Raw genomic sequence first — 18,674 nt, 5'->3', positions numbered from 1 at the left:
TGGGCGGGGAACGGCTGATTATGCGCGCTGTCCCCGGCGTGGTCAGCCGCAGGTGCTCATGCAGGTATCACGACGCTCGCCGCAGCCCATCATCGGTGCGCGCAGCGTGCAGTCGTGCGCCTTCAACTCGCAGGAACGGCGCAGTTCCGGATGCTCGATGTCCTTGCAGCGCTGGTCCGGCGTCGGTGCCACCTGCTGCTCGCAGCTGGACTGGCGGCTGCCGATCCCCTGGCCTTCGGCCATGCAGCTGCGATAGCTGGCCTGGCACTGCATCTGGCACTGGGCACCGGCGCTGAAGCCGCCCCCACCGCCATACGACGAAGATGACGTACTGCAGCCGGCCATGACCAGCAGGGTGACAAGGGAAAGGCTACGCAACAGGTTCACAGGACGCTCCTTGTTCAATAGACCGGAAGACTGCCAGAAGAACGGGTTTCGCTCACCGATCCGCCGCAGTCGAGTACACACTGCGCCCGGGTCGCATCACAGGCGCGCGTGTTGGCTGCGGTGGCGCAGTATGCGCCGGCGCCACGTGCGCCCTCGCAACGATGCCGCATCTTCTCGTCAGCGATGTCACTGCATCTGTCGATGACGCGCTCCTTGTCCGACTGACAGCTCTGCTGCGCCATCTCGGCCATCGAACGTGCCTGATCCGCGCACTGCATGTGCCGCTGCGTACACCCCGCTGCACACACGCGGCCGGCCTCGCTGGTGGGTTGCTTGACGTAATACTGCGGCGCGCAGCCCACCATCAAGGCAAGGGCGGCTGCGGCGAAAACATTGCGTATTCCTTGACGCACAAACAGCTTCCCTTGCCTGGCAACGCGCACACCCTAGCAAAGCCGCACGGTTGCAGTCGTTAAACGGAGAACGGCGCCACCCGGGCGCCGTTCTGCAATCGGACGGGCGTGGTCGACGCCGCGCCGATCACTCCACCACGACAGGAATCTTGCCGATGCGGGCCTGCCACTCGCGCGGGCCGGTCTTGTGCACCGACTCGCCGGTGGAATCGACGGCCACGGTCACCGGCATGTCTTCCACGGTGAACTCGTAGATCGCTTCCATGCCCAGGTCCGCAAAGCCGACGACCTTGGCCGCCTTGATCGCCTTGGACACCAGATAGGCCGAACCACCGACGGCCATCAGGTAGGCCGACTTGTGCTTCTTGATGGCCTCGATCGCGGCCGGACCGCGCTCGGCCTTGCCGACCATGCCCAGCAGGCCGGTCTGTGCCAGCACCTGCTCGGTGAACTTGTCCATGCGGGTGGCGGTGGTCGGACCGGCCGGGCCTACCACTTCGTCGCGCACCGGATCGACCGGGCCGACGTAGTAGATGAAGCGCCCCTTCAGATCGACCGGCAGTTCCTCGCCCTTGTTGAGCATGTCGACCATGCGCTTGTGCGCGGCGTCACGGCCGGTCAGCAGCTTGCCGTTGAGCAGCAGGGTCTGGCCCGGCTTCCAGCTGGCCACGTCTTCCGGGGTGATCGTGTCCAGGTCCACGCGGGTGCCCTTGGACGCGTCGTAGGTCAGCTTCGGCCAGTCTTCCAGCGACGGCGGGTCCAGCATCACCGGGCCGCTGCCATCCAGGGTGAAGTGCGCATGGCGGGTGGCGGCGCAGTTCGGGATCATCGCCACCGGCAGGTTGGCCGCGTGGGTCGGGTAGTCGTTGATCTTGATGTCGAGCACGGTGGTCAGGCCACCCAGGCCCTGCGCACCGATACCCAGTGCGTTGACCTTCTCGTACAGCTCCAGACGCAGTTCCTCGATGCGGTTGGACGCACCACGGGCCTGCAGCTCGGTGATGTCGATCGGCTCCATCAGCGCTTCCTTGGCCAGCAGCATCGCCTTCTCGGCAGTGCCGCCGATGCCGATGCCGAGCATGCCCGGCGGGCACCAGCCCGCGCCCATGGTCGGCACGGTCTTCAGCACCCAGTCGACGATCGAGTCGGACGGGTTGAGCATGGCGAACTTGGTCTTGGCTTCCGAGCCACCGCCCTTGGCGGCAACGATCACCTCCACGGTGTTGCCCGGCACCACCTTGACGTTGACCACGCCCGGGGTGTTGTCCTTGGTATTGATGCGCTTGCCGGCCGGATCGGCCAGCACCGAAGCGCGCAGCTTGTTGTCCGGGTACAGGTAGGCGCGGCGGATGCCTTCGTTGGCCATGTCCTCCACGCCCATGGTGGCGTCATCCCAGCGCACGTCCATGCCGATTTCCAGGAACACGGTGACGATGCCGGTGTCCTGGCAGATCGGCCGATGGCCTTCGGCGCACATCCGCGAGTTGATCAGGATCTGCGCGATCGCCTCCTTCGCTGCCGGCGACTCCTCGCGCTCATAGGCGGCGGCAAGGTTCTTGATGTAGTCGACCGGGTGGTAGTACGAGATGTACTGCAGCGCGTCGGCGACGGACTGGATGAGGTCTTCCTGCTTGATCGATGTCACGGATTGCTCGCTTGCTGAAGGCTGGCGGGGGTAATCCGCCCATTTTACCCCCTCCCTCGACCGTGGGGTGGTGGTGCCGGCCGCTGGCCGGCAAGATCCGACCCTGCCCTCTGTCACGCTGCGCCCCGCTGGCGCGTCCTTGCCCACATGAACGCCGAAACCGCCTTCCAGACCCACCGCCCACGCCTGATGGCGCTGGCCTACCGCCTTCTTGGCAGCCGCAGCGACGCCGAGGACGTGGTCCAGGACGCCTGGCTGCGCTGGGCCGGCAGCGATTCGGCCGCCATCGTCGACCCCGAGGCCTGGCTGGTGACCACCACCACCCGGCTGGGGCTGGACCGGCTGCGGGCAGCCAAGCGTGAACGCACCCACTATGTCGGGCCGTGGCTGGCCGAACCGCTGGCGATCACCCTCGAACCCGACCCGGCGCCCGGCCCCGCGCAGCTGCACGCGCTGGCCGACGACGTCTCCGTGGCCTTCCTGACCCTGCTCGAACAGCTCGGACCGGAGGAGCGCGCCGCCTTCCTGCTGAAGGAAGCCTTCGACCACGACTACCGCGAGATTGCCGAGCTGATCGGCCACAGCGAGGCCAATTGCCGCCAGCTGGTGCACCGGGCGCGGCAGCGCCTGCAGTCTGGGCGGCCGCGCTTCAATGCCGATGCCAGCCAGCACCGGCAGCTGCTGGCGCGTTTCATGGACGCTTCCCAGCGTGGCGACAGCGAGGCCATCCAGGCGCTGCTGCATGCCAACGCACTGCTGGTTTCCGATGGCGGTGGCGTGGTCACCGCAGCGGTGCGACCACTGCGGGGTGCCGAGCGTATCGGCCGCCTGTACTGGGCCATCGCCCGTCGCGGCGCGGCGCATCCGGCACAGCTCGGCTACGTCAATGGCGAACCGGCGATCCTGCGTTTCGAAGGCGACCACCTGCACTCGATCACCACCATCGAGGTGGTCGATGGCCGCATCGCCAATCTCTACAGCGTGCTCAATCCAGAAAAACTGCCTGCGGTTGTCACGCGCCGCGATACCCCGGCGTCCTTGTAGTGAAAGGCGGCCACCGTGGCCGCCGTGGAGCCGAAAATGTCCGACCACGCCTCTCCCCGCGTTCCCTACACCCGCCTGGCCGCCGAGGCCTTCAAGGGCCTGCTGGCCACCAGCAAGGCAGTGCATGACAGTTCGATCGATCCGACGTTGATGGAACTGGTATTCCTGCGCGTTTCGCAGCTCAATGGCTGCGGCTACTGCATGGACATGCACGGCACCGCGCTGCGCAAGGGCGGCATCGAACCGCGCAAGCTGGATACGCTGCCCGCCTGGCACGAAAGCCGCTTCTTCGACGACCGCGAGCGCGCGGCGCTGGGCTGGGCCGAGGCGCTGACCCGGTTGACTGATGGCGCACCGTCGCAGGCGGCGTTCGATGCGCTGGCACCGCACTTTGATGAGAAAGGCATCAGTGACCTGAGCATGGGCATTGCAGTGATCAATGCCTGGAACCGGCTGGGGGCCGGGCTGTTGCCGCCGCTGCCCTGATTTCCCGCCCAAACGGGCCCTTCCGCTGCGAAGGGCCTTGATCCGGCCGCGCTGGCCTCTACTGCAGCAACTGCATCTGGCCGATGATCGCGGCATTCACCTCGCCGCGCAGGGGGGAAGCGTCGTGCACAGGTCGATACTGGCCATCACGCACTTCGATGCCATAAGGGCGCAGCAGTATCGCCATCGATCCAAGCCGTACGCTGCGCGACGTCCATGATTCCACCAGCAACGGCCGCTGCGCGGGCAGCGGCCCGAAAAGATCCAGGCCGGCCGAATAGTCGCTGAAGGGCGCCGGGCAACCCAGCAGATGCCGCATCAGCGTGGGCGCCAGATCCATGTGACTGGTCACAGCAGGTTCGACCATCGGCGCCCGGCCGGGCCAGCGGATCAGTAGCGGAACCCGAGTCTGGTAATCACTGAAATTGCTGTTGTGCCCCCAGTCGTTCTGGCCGAGATCGTGGAACGATTCACCATGGTCGCTGGTGATGATGACGACCGTGTTGTCCGCCAGACCGGTGTGTTCCAGTGTCAGCAGTATATCGCCCAGCAAAGCGTCGGCTTTCAGCACGGCATTGCGGTAACGGTTGAACAGAGGGCCGGGGTCGGTGCGCCGCCCGACCCTGAGATGGTCGCCCGATCGCGCTTGCGGCAGGAATCGCCGTTCAGCGGCATCCGGCACGGCATAAGGCGTGTGAGCACTGTCCAGCAGCGCAAAGGCAAAGAAGGGGCGGGATGGATCGTGCGCCCGCAGGTCATCGCGCAGCTGTTCGATGACGTGTCGATCGCGGCGGTCCTGCGGGGCATTGTCCGGAGCCGTGCGCAGCGGCGCATCCGTCTGCACGAACACCGCACGATCCAGCCGCGCGCCCTGCAGCGACGCACCGCCATACAGATGGAACTGGTAGTTGGCGCGGGCAAGCTGCTCCAGCAGCACGGGCCCGCGACGATGGTGAATCATCGTATCGGTGTGAAGCGCTGGCAGGCCGTAGAACAGACCGAACATGCCATGCATGGTGTTGTTTCCGGTGCTGTAGTGCCGGTCGGCACGCCAGGCCTGCTCGGCAAACCTCGACAGGTGGGGCATCTGTTGCGGCGAAAGCATGTCAAAGCGTAGCGAGTCGACCACCAGCAGCATTACATTCGGCGCTGACGGCGCCTGGCAGTGCAACGTTTTGCGCGGGTAGTTCAGCGCCGAGGCGGTTGCGGCACCTGCCTGCAGGCGGTCGTCGGCCGAAGCCGGGCCGGCCAGCCCCCATTGCGTCATCGTCCGGCGCGCGGTGGCGGTTTGCACCCATGGCACCCCCTGCACCGCAGCCAGCACAGCCCCCCCCTGGTTAGCGTCGTACCAGATCGCCATGCCCTGACTGACAATGAGCATGGGCAAGATTCCCAGCAACCAGCGTGGGCGTAACGCCCAGCGCCGGACCCATGATGATTGCAGCAGGCGCACCGCTCCCCACTGGGACACCACGATGACCGTCACGGCCACTGCCATGGCAAGCCAGGCAGACACCGGCAGACCGAGCTGTTGCAACAATCCACCCTGCACCAGCAGCACCAGCACCAACCCGTTCAAGTGGAACCCGAACAGCTGGTACACACGCGAATCAACCAATACCAGGAACAACCAAGCGCTGGACAACGCCATCGTGAGTGGCACCGCCACTGGGCGCAGGGTGCGCCGCTGCAGGCATGCCCAGCCCGGAAGACAGCACATCAGCGCCGCCAGCCCAAGGTGCGAGATCGCCATAAGTGACACGAAAACGCGGCCATCCCACGTTGCCGGCCACTGCAGATTGCACAGCGTGGGCAGCAACGTGGCCACGGTAAGCACTACGACGTACAACGGCACCCATCCACGGGCGGACGGGGGCGCAAACACGGTACGGTTCTGCATGGTGTGAGGATCGAAGAACAAGCTCTCGACCCTAGAAGCCACGCTTCACGCGATTAATAGGAAAACTTGCAAATTCACGCGGTACCCCCAGCGTCCGCATCCCTGTTGCGCTTGCATTCAGCGCTGCATGCCCTGCATCGCGACGTTCACGCCCCCACAGCGCACAATGGCGGCATGCCCGCCTCTCCCATTGCCGGCGCTGCCGGTGCCAAGAAACCCAGCCTGCGCCAACGCTTCAAGGCGATGCGCAACCTGCCACCGTTCCTGCGCCAGGTGTGGCAGACCAGTCGCGCACTGACCCTGGCCAGCCTCGGCCTGCGCCTGATCCGTGCGCTGCTGCCGGTGGCGATGTTGTACGTCGGTAAGCTGATCATCGATACCGCCCTGCACCTGAGCCAGCACGGAGCCGGTTTTCCGCCGATGGGCGAGGCGCTGTCCAGCGGCCTGCTCAATCCACTGCTCGGCCTGCTGGCACTGGAATTCGGCTTGGCGATCGCCTCGGACCTGCTCGGTCGGCTGGTCAGCTACGCCGATGCGCTGTTGTCGGAGCTGTTCGCCAACGCCACCAGCGTGCGCCTGATGGAACATGCGGCGACCCTGGACCTGGAGGATTTCGAGGACCCGGACCTGCAGGACAAGCTGGACCGCGCACGGCGCCAGACCATGGGCCGGATGAACCTGATGAGCCAGCTGTTCGGTCAGGTGCAGGATGCGATCACCGTTGCCAGCCTGGCCGTCGGCCTGCTGGTCTACGCACCGTGGCTGATCCTGCTGCTGGCGCTGGCGCTGGTGCCGGCCTTCATCGGCGAGTCGCACTTCAATGCGGCCGGATACAGCCTCAACTTCCTGTGGACGCCGGAGCGCCGCCAGCTGGACTACCTGCGCCAGCTCGGTGCCAGCGTGGAGACGGCCAAGGAAATAAAGATCTTCAACCTGCACCGGTTCCTGGTCGACCGCTACCGCAGCCTGTCGGCGGCACTGTTCCTGGCCAACCGCGCGCTTGCCCGGCGGCGGGCGTTCTGGGGCACGTTGCTGGCCGCGCTGGGCACGCTGGGCTACTACACCGCGTATGCCTATATCGCCTGGCGCACGGTGCGTGGCGATTTCTCGATCGGTGACCTGACCTTTCTCGCCGGCAGCTTCCTGCGCCTGCGCCAGTTGCTGGAAGGCCTGCTGATCGGGTTCTCGCAGGTGGCCAGCCAGGCGCTGTACCTGGACGACCTGTATTCGTTCTTCCAGATTGAACCGGAAATCCACTCGCGCCAGGACGCGGTGCGCGTGCCGCAGCCGATCCGCGAGGGCTTCGTGTTCGAGGACGTGGGCTTCCGCTACCCCGATGCCGAGCAATGGGCCGTGCGCCACCTGGATTTCCACCTGCACGCGGGCGAAGTACTGGCGCTGGTCGGCGAGAACGGCGCGGGCAAGACCACCCTGGTCAAGCTGCTGGCACGCCTGTACGAACCGGACGAAGGCCGCATCCTGCTGGATGGGCGCGACCTGCGCGACTACGACCTGGACGACCTGCGCGCCAATCTGGGCGTGATCTTCCAGGATTTCGTGCGCTACAACCTCAGCGCCGGCGAGAACATCGGTGTCGGCCAGGTCGAAGCGATGGACGACCGCGCGCGGATCTCCGATGCCGCCCGCCGCGGCATGGCCGAGGAAGTGATCGCGGCCCTGCCCGGCGGCTACGACCAGCAGATCGGCCGCCGCTTCCAGCAGGGCGTGGACCTGTCTGGTGGGCAGTGGCAGAAGATCGCCATTGCCCGTGCGTGGATGCGCGATGCACAGGTGATGATCTTGGACGAGCCCACCGCGGCACTGGACGCCCGCGCCGAGTTCGAGGTGTTCCAGCGGTTCAGGGAATTGGCGGATAATCGTACGGCAGTGCTGATTTCCCACCGCTTCTCTTCAGTACGCATGGCCGACCGCATCCTGGTGCTGGCCGATGGCCGGATCGAAGCCAGCGGCACGCACGAGCAGCTGATGGCACAGGGCGGCCGCTATGCCGAACTGTTCGAACTGCAGGCGGCCGGTTATCGCTGAGAACGCCTCTCGTTCCGCCTAATGAGAACCTGTCTCATTTGAGATAGAATTGTCCCGACGACTTCCGATAGATACGCCCATGTCCTCCGCTTTCGGCGCCGAAACGGTGCTTGAGGTCCGCCACTGGACCGACGCCTACTTCAGCTTCACCCTCACCCGTGACAGCGGTTTCCGCTTCGAGAACGGCCAGTTCGTGATGATCGGCCTGGAGACCGATGCGCGGCCGCTGCTGCGCGCGTACTCCATCGCCAGCGCCAACTGGGAAGAACAGCTGGAATTTTTCAGCATCAAGGTGCAGGACGGTCCGTTGACCTCGCGCCTGCAGCACATCAAGCCAGGCGACAAGGTACTGGTCGGCAGGAAGCCCACCGGCACCCTGCTGATCAGCGACCTGCACCCGGGCAAGCACCTGTACCTGCTGGGCACCGGCACCGGCCTGGCGCCGTGGCTGTCGGTGATCAAGGACCCGGAGACCTACGAGCGCTTCGACAAGGTGATCCTGTGCCACGGTGTGCGCTACGAAAAGGACCTGGCCTACCGCGATTATTTCGAGAAGGAACTGCGCGAGCATGAATTCCTGGGCGAAATGGTCGGCGACAAGCTGCTGTACTACCCGGCGGTGACCCGCGAGCCGTTCCCGAACCAGGGCCGCCTGACCTCGCTGATGGAAAGCGGCGAGATGCAGCGCACGCTCGGCCTGCCCGAGCTGAGCCCGGAAAACGACCGCGCGATGATCTGCGGCAGCCCGCAGATGCTGGCCGACCTGCGCACCGTGCTGGACAGCCGTGGCTTCCAGACTTCGCCGCGCATCGGTACGCCCGGGCACTACGTGTTCGAGCGCGCGTTCGTCGAGAAATAAGCCGCCTCGGTAGCGCCGGGCCATGCCCGGCGGATATCGGTCGCCGGGCATGGCCCGGCGCTACCGGTCAAAGCAGCGCCTCGATGCCGCCGCGCAGCTGCTCCGGCTTGGTGGTCGGAGCATAGCGATCCACCACCTGGCCCTGGCGATCGACCAGGAACTTGCTGAAGTTCCACTTGATGCGGGCGATACCCAGCAGCCCGCGCTTCTGCTGCGACAGCCATGCCCACAGCGGGTCGGCACCCTCGCCATTGACCTCGATCTTCTGCGACAGCGGGAAGCTGACCGGGTAATCGATCGAACAGAACTGGCGGATCTGCGCGGCATCGCCCGGCTCCTGCGCGCCGAACTGGTTGCAGGGAAATCCGATCACCACCAGGCCGCGATCACGATAGTCCTGCCACAGCTGTTCCAACCCGGTGTACTGCGGGGTAAAGCCACAGCGGCTGGCCACGTTGACCAGCAGCAGCGGACGGCCCTGGTACTGCGCCAACGCCTGCGGCTGGCCTTCAAGGTCGCGGAAGCTGAAATCGTAGGCAGTGGTCATGGCGGATGGCCGTGGGCGGTGATTGCATGGTACCCGGGCAGCCGCCCAGGGGGTGGCCCTGCTGCGGAGCGGCTTTGCCAACATGCCTTTTGACACAAGTGCGGGCGCGCCGGGCCGGGTTACCCTCGGGCCCTTGTTTGCCTTACCGGAGTATCGACCTTGACCACCCGCCTTGCCCTTGCCGTGGCCATGACCCTCGGCCTTGCCCTGCCCGCCTATTCGGCCAGCGCCGCCGCCCCGGCCGCCGCTGCCAATGCACAGCAGGCCAATCCGTTCTTCGCCGACAGCCCGCTGCCGCTGCATTTCCCGCAGTTCGACAAGATCAAGGACAGCGACTTCGCCCCGGCCTTCGACGCCGGCATGGCGCAGCAGCTGAAGGAAGTGGAGGCGATCGCCAACACCAAGGCCAAGCCGACCTTCGACAACACCATCATCGCCCTGGAAAAGAGCGGTGACACCCTGGACCGCGCGACCACCGTGTTCTTCAGCCTGGTCGGCGCCGACACCAACGACACCCGCAAGAAGCTGCAGGCCGACTATTCGGCGAAGTTCGCCGCGCACAGCGATGCGATCGCGCTGAACGGCAAGCTGTTCGCACGCATCCAGGCGCTTTATGACAGCCGCACCACCCTGGGCCTGGACGCTGAAGGCGTTCGCCTGGTCGAGAAGTACTACGACAACTACGTGCGCGCCGGCGCCAAGCTGTCCGAGGCCGACAAGACCAAGCTGAAGGAAATGAACGCCGAGCTGGCCAACCTAGGCACCAAGTTCAGCCAGAACGTGCAGTCGGAAGTGAACGCTTCGGCGATCACCGTCAACGACGTCAAGGAACTGGACGGCCTGTCCAAGGAGCAGATCGCCGCTGCCGCCGAAGCCGCCAAGGCCCGCGGCCTGGACGGCAAGTACGTGATCACCCTGCTCAACACCACCGGCCAGCCGCCGCTGACCAACCTGGCCAACCGTGCGCTGCGCCAGAAGATCTACGAAGCGTCCACCACCCGCGGCAGCCGCGGCGGTGAGTTCGACAACACCGCGCTGGTCGCGCGCATCATGCAGCTGCGCGCCGACAAGGCCAAGCTGATGGGCTTTGCCAACTTCGCCGCCTACAACCTGACCAACCAGACCGCCAAGACCCCTGAAGCGGTCAATGCGATGCTCGGCAAGCTGGCCCCGGCAGCGGTGGCCAACGCCAAGCGCGAAGCCGCCGACCTGCAGGCAATGATCGACCAGGAACAGAAGGCCGCCGGCAAGCCGACCTTCAAGCTGGAGCCGTGGGACTGGGCCTTCTACAGCGAGAAGGTGCGCCAGGCCAAGTACAACTTCGACGAATCGCAGCTGAAGCCGTACTTCGAGATGAAGAACGTGCTGGAGAACGGCGTGTTCTTCGCCGCCAACCAGGAATTCGGCCTGACCTTCAAGCAGCGCACCGACCTGCCGGTCTACCACGATGACGTCACCGTCTATGACGTGTTCGATGCCGACGGCAGCCAGCTGGCGATCTTCATCTTCGACCCGTACGCACGCGCCTCCAAGCGCGGCGGTGCGTGGATGAACTCGTACGTCTCGCAGTCCAAGCTGACCGGTTTCAAGCCGGTGGTGGCCAATCACCTGAACATTCCCAAGCCGCCGGCCGGCCAGCCGACCCTGCTGACCTGGGATGAAGTGAGCACCACCTTCCACGAGTTCGGTCATGCCCTGCATGGCATGTTCTCGAATGTGAAGTACCCGTACTTCTCGGGCACCGCGGTGCCGCGCGACTTCGTCGAGTTCCCCTCGCAGGTCAACGAGATGTGGGCCGACAATCCGGCCATCCTGAAGAACTACGCCAAGCACTACCAGAACGGCTCGGCAATGCCGCAGGCACTGCTGGACAAGGTGCTGGCCGCGGCCAAGTTCAACCAGGGCTTTGCCACCACCGAGTACCTGGGCGCCGCCATGCTCGACCAGCGCTGGCACCAGATCGGCCCGGACCAGGTCCCGGCCGCCAAGGACGTGATGGCCTTCGAGCGCGCCGCGCTGGAGAAGGACGGCATCTACTATGCGCCGGTTCCGCCGCGCTACAGGACCCCGTATTTCAGCCACATCATGGGCGGCTACTCGGCCGGCTACTACGCCTACATCTGGTCGGAAGTGCTCGACGCCAACACCCAGAAGTGGTTCCGCGACAACGGTGGCCTGAGCCGCAAGAACGGCGACCACTTCCGCGCGACCCTGCTGTCCAAGGGTGGCAGCGTGGATGCGATGCAGCTGTTCCGCGATTTCGCCGGACACGAGCCGCAGATCGAACCGCTGCTGGAAAAGCGTGGCCTGACCGGCACCGGCAACTGATCGTCGGCACCGCATAGCGTGAAACGAAAACCGCCCGGGAGACCGGGCGGTTTTTTTGTACGCCATCCACGCATGGCGTGGATCTACCGCAGGGTTGCGTGATCCCAGTAGATCCACGCCATGCGTGGATGCTCTTCCAGATCATCGCGGCGCCACGTATCCCCCGGGCACGCCCTCCGGCGACAGCACCAGCTGCCACAGCTGCGCATGCCGGCAGCGGAAGCTGGCCATCGATCCGGCCAGATAGAAGCGCCACATGCGCCGGAAATGCTCGTCATAACGTGCGTCCAGCCGTGGCCACGCCGCTTCCACGTTGCGCCGCCAGGCCTGCAGCGTCAGGTCGTAGTCGGTACCGAAGTTGTGCCAGTCCTCCAGCACGAAGCGCCCTTCGAACGCCCGGCTGATCTGCACCGCCGACGGCAGCATCGAATTGGGAAAGATGTAGCGGGCGATCCACGGATCGGTGCGGTGACGCGAAATGTTGCTGCCGATGGTATGCAACAGCAGCAGTCCCCGCGGCGAAAGACAGCGCCGGGCCACGTCGAAAAAGCTGTGGTAGTTCTTGTCGCCCACGTGTTCGAACATGCCGATCGAGAAGATCGCATCGAAAGGTTCATCAAGTTCGCGATAGTCCTGCAACCGGATCTCGATCGGCAGGCCAGCGCACAGCGTGCGGGCGAAGTCGGCCTGCTCCTGCGAGATGGTGATGCCCACGCCACTGACACCGTATCGTTCGGCGGCGAACTTCAGCGCCTCGCCCCAACCGCAGCCGATGTCCAGCACGCGTTGCCCGGGACGCAGCCCCAGCTTGCGGCACACCAGGTCCAGCTTGGCTTCCTGCGCGCCATCCAGATCGTCGGCATTGCGCCAGTAACCACAGCTGTAGACCAGGCGCTGGCCGAGCATCGCCTGGTACAGGTCATTGCCAAGGTCATAGTGGCGGCGGCCGACTTCATAGCTGCCCGCCCCGGACTGCAGGTTGAACAGGCGCGCCTTCAAGGCGTCGGCCACCTCGCGCCAGCCGTGCACCCGTTCGTCCAGGTGCGCCTGCATCAGGTGGTACAGGAACTCGTCGAGGACGTTGGCATCCCACCAGCCGTCCATGTAGCTCTCGCCCAGGCCGAGTGAGCCGTGCGCGATCACCCGCGCGAAGAAGCGCGGGTCATGCACCTGGATATCCTGCGGCCGGGTTCCATCGATCTGGACCCCGGCCTCGTGGAGCAGGCCGGTGACCCGCTCCTGCAACCCTGTATCCACGTCACCTCCTCGTCTACGGTTACCCGCGTGCGAACAGCTCCACGTAGTCCTTGGCCACGTGTGGCAACAACACCGAAGCCGGCACATCGGCGGTCTGGGTGCCGTCCGAGTATGGACCCACCTGGTAGGGCGGGAACACGAAGCGCAGCGCGGTGATCTGTCCCTTGTCGTCGGTCAGCGGCTGGAACTGGCTGAAGTTGTCGGCCTGCGGACCGGTGCCGTCGGCGATCATCCGCGAGGCATTGCGCAGCGATTCCTGCAGCTGCGACGGGTCCATGTCCTCGCCGCTGAGGCGGGTGGCCACACGCTCGCGCAGCTGGTCGGCGACGAAATCGCTGATCGCTTTCCAGCCCTTGGCATCGGCCACCAGCTTGTCGGCGCTCAGCATCTGCTGCTGCGCCGGCAGCCACACGAAACGAGCCACCAGCGGTTCGCCATGGGCGCCGCCGGTGTAGCGGCTGCCGTCGGCACTGACCACCACCAGCTGCGGCGTCTCCAGCAGCTTCTCGAAGCTCAGCGACAGCTCATAGGGCATGGTCGGCTTGTCGTTGCCCAGCCCGTCCAGCGCCTGCTGCAGATCGCTGCGGGCGGAGGTGGCATAGGCCTGCAGCGCGCGTGCCAGGCCCGGATAACGATCGATGCCCGCCGGGTAGCTGATGCCGACCACTTCACGTTCGTTGTTCTCGATCACATCGCGCAGATCCAACGGCGCTTCCGCCGCGGGTGCCTCGGCGGTGCCGGTGGTTTCGGCCGCAGGTGCGGCATCGGTGGCCGGAGCCGCCTCGTTCTCGCGCTGGCAACCGGCCAGCAACAGCACGCCCATAGCGCCGGCCAGCACGCTGGCGTGCAGTGGCCGGTTGTTTCCAATCTTCATCGGGATCCCCTGTTCATGTTCATGCATCATCGCCTGCCCTGGCTGAAGGGTGGCCCGCTGGATTCAGCCCACAAGCAGATCGTGGTACTCCTCGTGCCGCTGCAGGAAGGCCTCGGCATAGGCACATGCCGGCACCACCTTGTACTTCTGCTCGCGGGCGAAACGCAGTGCGACCCGGGTCAGCTCACCGGCAATGCCGCGGCCGGCGATCGGCTCGGGCACTTCGGTATGGGTGATGACCATACGCCTGCGCTTGATCTGGTACTCCAACAGTGCCACCTGCCCACGCACACGGGCGGTAAAACGGTGGTTGACCTGATCGTGTTCGACCTCGTAAGCCAGACCGGGGGGCGTGACCGAAGCCATGGGACTGTCTCCTGCGGCGACTGCGTGGATGGTGCGCACGCGGGCGCCATGATCGCGTGAAGTCTGAACAGGGACAAGTCTGCGCCCGTTGCGTCAGTTGTTGCCCTCAAGCTTCAGGCCAACCGGCCGCTAACCCCTCTGCAGGGGTGCGCCAGCCTGGCATGCCCCTTGCGACAGTTGACCAAGCGATCTGCCGTGGAGGCCCGTGATGCACCCCAGCGATTCCCAATCCGATACCGATCACGCCCTGCTGGAGGGCCTGCTGCAACTGGCCGTGGAGGGACAGACCGAAGACCATGCGTTCCAGAGCATCGGCGAGGAAGTGTTCTCCCGCCTGCTCGATACCTACGGTCAGCAGACCCGGGCCTGACCCGGAGCGGGGCCGCAACCCCGGGGGTCGGATCCAGTGGATCCGACCCCGGCCACCCTCAGCCGCCGCCGAGGCGGAAGGTCGGGTTGGACAGTTCGCGCAGGAAGTGACTGAAGATGCTCGGCTGCATGGCCAGCATGAAGATCACGCCGAACGCCGCACCGGCCAGGTGCGCGCTGTGGTTGATGCGATCGCCACCGCGCTTGTCCATCCAGATGCTGTAGCCGACGTAGAACGCGGCATAGACGATCGCCGGCGCCGGGATGAAGAACACCAGGATGATCGACCACGGCTTGATCAGGATGAAGGCGAACAGCACCGCCGACACCGCCCCGGACGCACCGAGGCTGAGGTAGTTCGGGTTCTTCTGGTTCTTCAGGTAGCTGGGCAGGATCGAGACCAGCAACGCACCGACGTAGAACGCCGGATAGACCAGGTAGCTGCCGGTCAGCTGCACCATCACGCTCTCGATGAACCCCCCGAAGAAGAACAGGGTGATCATGTTGAAGATCAGGTGCGACCAGTCGGCATGGATGAAGCCGTAGGTGATCAGGCGGTCGTACTGGCGGTGGCGATCCACCGCCGGCGGCCACAGGATCAGGCGGTCGGCCAGCTTGCGGTTGTTGAACGCCATCCACGACAGGATGGCGGTGATGGCGATCAACAGCAGATTGACGGGGGTCATGTCAGGCTCAGGCGGTGCGGTAGTTGTCGACCATACGATAGCGTCGTGCATACCAACCAAAGGCCAACGCCGCGATGAAGGCGAAGCCGGCGAAGAAGAACATCAGGAATGCCGCCTCGCTCAACCCGGTCCCCGCGATCTGGTGGGTCACCGTCTCGTTGCGTACGGCCGCATTGGACAGCAGCACCCACAGGTTGCCGATGGTGGTGGTCAGGTTCCAGAAGCTCATCACCACGCCCTTCATCGCCTGCGGGGCCTGGCTGTAGGCGAACTCCAGGCCGGTGGCCGAGACCAGCACCTCACCGAAGGTCAGCAGCGCATACGGCAGCATCTGCCAGAAGATCGACATCGCATTGCCGCCATCCATCACCACCTGGATGCCACCCACCACGATCCAGGCCAGGCCGCTGAAAGCGATGCCGGCGGTCATCCGGCGCAGCGCGGTGGGCTCGAAACCGAAGCGGCGCAGGGCCGGGTACAGCACCAGGTTGTTGAACGGAATCAGGATCATCACCAGCAACGGGTTCAGCGCCTGCATCTGCGAGGCGGTGAACCAGCTCGGCATCTGCATCTGCTGGCCCTGCAGCACCCAGGTCGAAGCTTTCTGGTCGAACAGCGAGAAGAACGGCGTGGTCAGGGCGAAGATCACCAGCACGCGCAGCACCGAGCGCACGCCTTCCACGGCTTCGGCCGGATGCTGGCCACGCGCGCGGTCCAGCTGCAGCCAGGTGCCACCACCGATGCCCGCCAGGATCGAGACCAGCGCCAGGCACAGGCAGATCACGATGCCGAGCGAGCCGACCAGGCCGAACGAGGCCACCGCCAGCACCAGGCCGAGCACGGCGATCACCAGGCCCGGACGGCCCTGGCCGGCCACCTGCGTGGTCAGCGCGGTGCGCACCACATTGGCGAACGAATGCGGGTCCTTGGGCGGCAACGGCACCAGCACGTAGCGCTTGCGGCCCAGCCAGAACACGAAGGTGGCGATGAACATCAGGATGCCCGGAATACCGAACGCCCACTGCGGGCCCCAGTTCTTCAGCACCAGCGGGATCAGCAGCGAGGCGAACAACGAGCCGAAGTTGATGATCCAGTAGAAGGCGTCGAAGACGATCTTGGCCAGGTGCTTGTTGCTCTGGTCGAACTGGTCGCCCATGAACGAGGCCACCAGCGGCTTGATGCCACCGGCACCCAGCGCGATCAGGCCCAGACCGAGGAAGAAGCCGCCACGGCTGCCCTCGAACAGCGCAAGGCACAGATGGCCCATGCAGTAGACCAGGCTGAACCACAGGATGGTGTGGTACTTGCCGAAGAACTTGTCGGCCAGCCAGCCACCGAGCAGCGGGAAGAAAGACACGCCGATCATGAAGCTGTGCATGATGTCCTTGGCTTCACCGGCACGGCCTTCGGCCGTGATTTCCTGCAGCAGCAGGGAGGTGATCAGGAACTGCACCAGGATGTTGCGCATCCCGTAGAAACTGAACCGCTCGCAGGCCTCATTGCCGATGATGTACGGGATCTGGCGCGGCATCTTTCCCTGGCCGGCGATGGGGGCGACTGCGTCGTGGCTCATCCTGTAAGGCATTCCTGCAAAACGAAAGGCGCAAGAGTACCGGAACCTGTGCGTGCGAAGCACGCTGCAGGGCTGCATGACAGGCGCGCCAAAGCATGGCAGGCATGTGCGGCCCTGCCGGAAGTCACGGAACCTGCACGGCAAAAGCGTAAACTTATCGTTATGCGCCCCCTCCCCTTTGCCCGCATCCTGTCCAGCTGCCTTGCCCTCATGCTGGCCGTGCCTGCATTGGCACGACCGCAGGCGCCGCCGGCCGCCGGCCTTGCCACGGAGGTGCGGCAATTGACCGTCGCCGCGCTGGAACTGCCCAGCCGTGATGAAGGGCAATGGAAGCAGCGCCGCGAACAGGTGCTGCAGCTGCTGACCGATCTGCAGCCGGATGTGATCTCGGTGCAGCAGGTCCTGCAGCAGCAAGGGCGCAACCCGGCCTGCTGGTTGGCCAGCCGGCTGCGCTACAGCTGCGATTTCGTCACCGCAGACCCGCCGAGCCAGCCGGTCCGGCATGGCAACGCGATGCTCAGCCGGCTGCCGGTCAGCGAGGACGGCGTCACCCTGCTGCATCCGCCGGGCACCTTCAGTGCCGCCGGCATGATGCGCCTGCGGCTGGGCGACAACGACGTCAACGTCTACGTCGCGCGCCTGCGGCCGGAGCCGGATGAGGCCACGGCCCGGCAGCATCAGACCAGCGACCTGATGACCTGGATCGGCGCCACGGCCGAGGGCATGCCGAGCCTGATCGCCGGGGATTTTTCCGCAAGCACCGTCGAGCTGGTGCGCAGCACCCCCGGCTTCCAGCCGGCCCGGCGCAATCCCGGCGCACCGGCGGCCAGCGGCGGCGGCGCCAGTGGCCATGGGCTGGATGTGCTGTTCCAGGTCAAGCATTTCGGTGGCATCCGCCAGCAGGCGATCATGCTGCCCGCCGATGGCTACCTGCCCGGCCTGCGCCTGGGCGTGATGGCGACGCTGCGGCTGCAGGACGTGGCTGCCACCACCGAATGAGAACCATGAGGTTGCCGGCCAGCGGCCGGCACTACTGATGCGCAAACAAAAAAGGCCGGGGTCTCCCCCGGCCTTCTGTTGAAGCCGCCGGGCATGGCCCGGCGCTACCGTTCTCAGGCAATCGCTTCCTGGTAACGACGCTCGACTTCGTTCCAGTCGATGACGTTGAAGAACGCGCCGATGTATTCCGGACGACGGTTCTGGTACTTCAGGTAGTACGCGTGTTCCCACACGTCCAGGCCGAGGATGGGGGTGTTGCCTTCCATCAGCGGGCTGTCCTGGTTGCCGGTGCTCTCGACCACGACCTTCTTGTCCGGGGTCACGCTCAGCCATGCCCAGCCGCTGCCGAAACGGGTCAGCGCAGCCTTGGTGAAGGCGTCCTTGAACTTGTCGAAGCCGCCCAGGTCCTTGTCGATGGCCTTGGCCACGTCGCCCACCGGGTTGCCGCCAGCATTCGGAGCCATCACGGTCCAGAACAGCGAGTGGTTGGCATGGCCGCCACCGTTGTTGCGCACCGGACCCTGCAGGTTCTCGGGCAGCGACTTCAGCTTCTTCACCAGGTCTTCGACCGGCAGGTCAGCGTACTCGGTGCCTTCCAGCGCCGCGTTGACGTTGTTGATGTAGGTCTGGTGATGCTTGGTGTGATGGATTTCCATCGTCGCCGCATCGATATGCGGTTCCAGCGCGTCGTAGGCGTAGGACAGCTTGGGCAGGGTGTAGGCCATGATGCATCTCCTGATTGCGAGGGCACCCGACGGTGTCGGGCGTTGCGCGGTGAATGATGGGGACAGACCGCCAGATTACCAAGGGGGATGTAAAGGAAATTGCGTCCTGCAGGTGAGCATGCCGGCAATTGTTACGCAGCGGTGACGCGGCGCGCGCCCTCATGCAGGGT

18 protein-coding genes are annotated in these 18,674 nt (G+C 65.3%); 7 read left to right on the top strand and 11 right to left on the bottom strand.

Features of this window, described 5'->3' with window-relative positions; genetic code table 11:
• Positions 1–42: 42 nt before the first annotated feature.
• The 3 genes from BW38_RS00295 to BW38_RS00300 all read right to left on the bottom strand — a co-directional run bounded on the left by BW38_RS00295 (position 43) and on the right by BW38_RS00300 (position 2,445).
• Positions 43–387: a hypothetical protein gene (locus BW38_RS00295; RefSeq protein WP_032978830.1), complete on the bottom strand. Its 345-nt coding sequence runs from the start codon at positions 385–387 to the stop codon at positions 43–45.
• A 14-nt stretch (positions 388–401) separates the two neighbouring features.
• A complete protein-coding gene (locus BW38_RS0121050; protein WP_227417103.1) occupies positions 402–638 on the bottom strand; it encodes a hypothetical protein in 237 nt (78 codons plus the stop codon).
• A 289-nt stretch (positions 639–927) separates the two neighbouring features.
• The gene (locus tag BW38_RS00300) at positions 928–2,445 is read right to left on the bottom strand and encodes a fumarate hydratase (protein WP_025876754.1); all 1,518 of its coding nucleotides are present in this window, start codon (positions 2,443–2,445) and stop codon (positions 928–930) included.
• Between the two features lie 147 nt (positions 2,446–2,592).
• Here BW38_RS00300 and BW38_RS00305 point away from each other — a divergent pair, with 147 nt between their 5' ends.
• Both BW38_RS00305 and BW38_RS00310 read left to right on the top strand, forming a co-directional pair.
• On the top strand, positions 2,593–3,489 hold the full coding sequence (locus tag BW38_RS00305; RefSeq protein ID WP_032978828.1) for an RNA polymerase sigma-70 factor: 897 nt from the start codon (positions 2,593–2,595) through the stop codon (positions 3,487–3,489).
• A gap of 36 nt (positions 3,490–3,525) precedes the next feature.
• The gene (locus BW38_RS00310) at positions 3,526–3,975 is read left to right on the top strand and encodes a carboxymuconolactone decarboxylase family protein (RefSeq protein ID WP_032978827.1); all 450 of its coding nucleotides are present in this window, start codon (positions 3,526–3,528) and stop codon (positions 3,973–3,975) included.
• 58 nt (positions 3,976–4,033) lie between these two features.
• Here BW38_RS00310 and BW38_RS0121045 read toward each other — a convergent pair whose 3' ends face one another.
• Positions 4,034–5,875 (bottom strand): sulfatase-like hydrolase/transferase, encoded by a 1,842-nt coding sequence (locus BW38_RS0121045; protein ID WP_081794610.1) that lies wholly within the window; start codon positions 5,873–5,875, stop codon positions 4,034–4,036.
• Positions 5,876–6,049: 174 nt separating this feature from the next.
• Here BW38_RS0121045 and BW38_RS00315 point away from each other — a divergent pair, with 174 nt between their 5' ends.
• Together BW38_RS00315 and BW38_RS00320 are read left to right on the top strand one after the other, a co-directional pair.
• Positions 6,050–7,921: an ABC transporter ATP-binding protein gene (locus BW38_RS00315; RefSeq protein ID WP_032978825.1), complete on the top strand. Its 1,872-nt coding sequence runs from the start codon at positions 6,050–6,052 to the stop codon at positions 7,919–7,921.
• Between the two features lie 79 nt (positions 7,922–8,000).
• Positions 8,001–8,780: a ferredoxin--NADP reductase gene (locus BW38_RS00320; RefSeq protein WP_025876750.1), complete on the top strand. Its 780-nt coding sequence runs from the start codon at positions 8,001–8,003 to the stop codon at positions 8,778–8,780.
• Positions 8,781–8,847: 67 nt separating this feature from the next.
• Here the strand turns inward: BW38_RS00320 and BW38_RS00325 are convergent, their stop codons facing one another.
• Positions 8,848–9,327: a glutathione peroxidase gene (locus BW38_RS00325; RefSeq protein ID WP_032978822.1), complete on the bottom strand. Its 480-nt coding sequence runs from the start codon at positions 9,325–9,327 to the stop codon at positions 8,848–8,850.
• A gap of 159 nt (positions 9,328–9,486) precedes the next feature.
• On the opposite strand from BW38_RS00325, the gene BW38_RS00330 reads away from it, so the two are divergent.
• Positions 9,487–11,655 (top strand): M3 family metallopeptidase, encoded by a 2,169-nt coding sequence (locus BW38_RS00330; protein ID WP_032978818.1) that lies wholly within the window; start codon positions 9,487–9,489, stop codon positions 11,653–11,655.
• Positions 11,656–11,796: 141 nt separating this feature from the next.
• Here BW38_RS00330 and cfa read toward each other — a convergent pair whose 3' ends face one another.
• The 3 genes from cfa to BW38_RS00345 are packed head-to-tail and all read right to left on the bottom strand — an operon-like array spanning position 11,797 to position 14,152.
• Positions 11,797–12,912, bottom strand: a complete 1,116-nt coding sequence (gene cfa / locus BW38_RS00335; RefSeq protein ID WP_032978815.1) for a cyclopropane fatty acyl phospholipid synthase — start codon at positions 12,910–12,912, stop codon at positions 11,797–11,799.
• A 19-nt stretch (positions 12,913–12,931) separates the two neighbouring features.
• Entirely contained in the window at positions 12,932–13,813 is an 882-nt protein-coding gene (locus tag BW38_RS00340) for a DUF3298 and DUF4163 domain-containing protein (protein ID WP_025876745.1), read from the bottom strand.
• A gap of 36 nt (positions 13,814–13,849) precedes the next feature.
• The gene (locus BW38_RS00345) at positions 13,850–14,152 is read right to left on the bottom strand and encodes a GNAT family N-acetyltransferase (RefSeq protein WP_025876743.1); all 303 of its coding nucleotides are present in this window, start codon (positions 14,150–14,152) and stop codon (positions 13,850–13,852) included.
• Between the two features lie 208 nt (positions 14,153–14,360).
• Here BW38_RS00345 and BW38_RS22045 point away from each other — a divergent pair, with 208 nt between their 5' ends.
• A complete protein-coding gene (locus tag BW38_RS22045) occupies positions 14,361–14,522 on the top strand; it encodes a hypothetical protein (protein WP_200867515.1) in 162 nt (53 codons plus the stop codon).
• Between the two features lie 58 nt (positions 14,523–14,580).
• On the opposite strand, the gene BW38_RS00350 is transcribed toward BW38_RS22045, so the two are convergent.
• Together BW38_RS00350 and BW38_RS00355 are read right to left on the bottom strand one after the other, a co-directional pair.
• A complete protein-coding gene (locus BW38_RS00350; protein WP_025876742.1) occupies positions 14,581–15,207 on the bottom strand; it encodes a rhomboid family intramembrane serine protease in 627 nt (208 codons plus the stop codon).
• Positions 15,208–15,214: 7 nt separating this feature from the next.
• Entirely contained in the window at positions 15,215–16,780 is a 1,566-nt protein-coding gene (locus BW38_RS00355) for an oligopeptide:H+ symporter (protein ID WP_032978812.1), read from the bottom strand.
• A 162-nt stretch (positions 16,781–16,942) separates the two neighbouring features.
• Here BW38_RS00355 and BW38_RS00360 point away from each other — a divergent pair, with 162 nt between their 5' ends.
• On the top strand, positions 16,943–17,779 hold the full coding sequence (locus tag BW38_RS00360; protein WP_032978809.1) for an endonuclease/exonuclease/phosphatase family protein: 837 nt from the start codon (positions 16,943–16,945) through the stop codon (positions 17,777–17,779).
• Positions 17,780–17,892: 113 nt separating this feature from the next.
• On the opposite strand, the gene BW38_RS00365 is transcribed toward BW38_RS00360, so the two are convergent.
• Positions 17,893–18,504 (bottom strand): superoxide dismutase, encoded by a 612-nt coding sequence (locus BW38_RS00365; protein ID WP_032978806.1) that lies wholly within the window; start codon positions 18,502–18,504, stop codon positions 17,893–17,895.
• Positions 18,505–18,674 lie beyond the last annotated feature (170 nt).

Source organism: Stenotrophomonas sp. RIT309 (genome assembly GCF_000632045.1).
Lineage (GTDB): Bacteria > Pseudomonadota > Gammaproteobacteria > Xanthomonadales > Xanthomonadaceae > Stenotrophomonas > Stenotrophomonas indicatrix.
Note: the sequence above shows the minus strand (reverse complement) of the source record. Positions and strands in the feature narration are given on the sequence as shown.

Coding starts and splice junctions, on each gene's coding strand:
- BW38_RS0121050 (WP_227417103.1), bottom strand. CDS start 638: ATGGCCGAGATGGCGCAGCAGAGCTGTCAGTCGGACAAGGAGCGCGTC.
- BW38_RS00305 (WP_032978828.1), top strand. CDS start 2,593: ATGAACGCCGAAACCGCCTTCCAGACCCACCGCCCACGCCTGATGGCG.
- BW38_RS00310 (WP_032978827.1), top strand. CDS start 3,526: ATGTCCGACCACGCCTCTCCCCGCGTTCCCTACACCCGCCTGGCCGCC.
- BW38_RS0121045 (WP_081794610.1), bottom strand. CDS start 5,875: ATGCAGAACCGTACCGTGTTTGCGCCCCCGTCCGCCCGTGGATGGGTG.
- BW38_RS00315 (WP_032978825.1), top strand. CDS start 6,050: ATGCCCGCCTCTCCCATTGCCGGCGCTGCCGGTGCCAAGAAACCCAGC.
- BW38_RS00320 (WP_025876750.1), top strand. CDS start 8,001: ATGTCCTCCGCTTTCGGCGCCGAAACGGTGCTTGAGGTCCGCCACTGG.
- BW38_RS00325 (WP_032978822.1), bottom strand. CDS start 9,327: ATGACCACTGCCTACGATTTCAGCTTCCGCGACCTTGAAGGCCAGCCG.
- BW38_RS00340 (WP_025876745.1), bottom strand. CDS start 13,813: ATGCATGAACATGAACAGGGGATCCCGATGAAGATTGGAAACAACCGG.
- BW38_RS00345 (WP_025876743.1), bottom strand. CDS start 14,152: ATGGCTTCGGTCACGCCCCCCGGTCTGGCTTACGAGGTCGAACACGAT.
- BW38_RS22045 (WP_200867515.1), top strand. CDS start 14,361: ATGCACCCCAGCGATTCCCAATCCGATACCGATCACGCCCTGCTGGAG.
- BW38_RS00350 (WP_025876742.1), bottom strand. CDS start 15,207: ATGACCCCCGTCAATCTGCTGTTGATCGCCATCACCGCCATCCTGTCG.
- BW38_RS00355 (WP_032978812.1), bottom strand. CDS start 16,780: ATGAGCCACGACGCAGTCGCCCCCATCGCCGGCCAGGGAAAGATGCCG.
- BW38_RS00360 (WP_032978809.1), top strand. CDS start 16,943: ATGCGCCCCCTCCCCTTTGCCCGCATCCTGTCCAGCTGCCTTGCCCTC.
- BW38_RS00365 (WP_032978806.1), bottom strand. CDS start 18,504: ATGGCCTACACCCTGCCCAAGCTGTCCTACGCCTACGACGCGCTGGAA.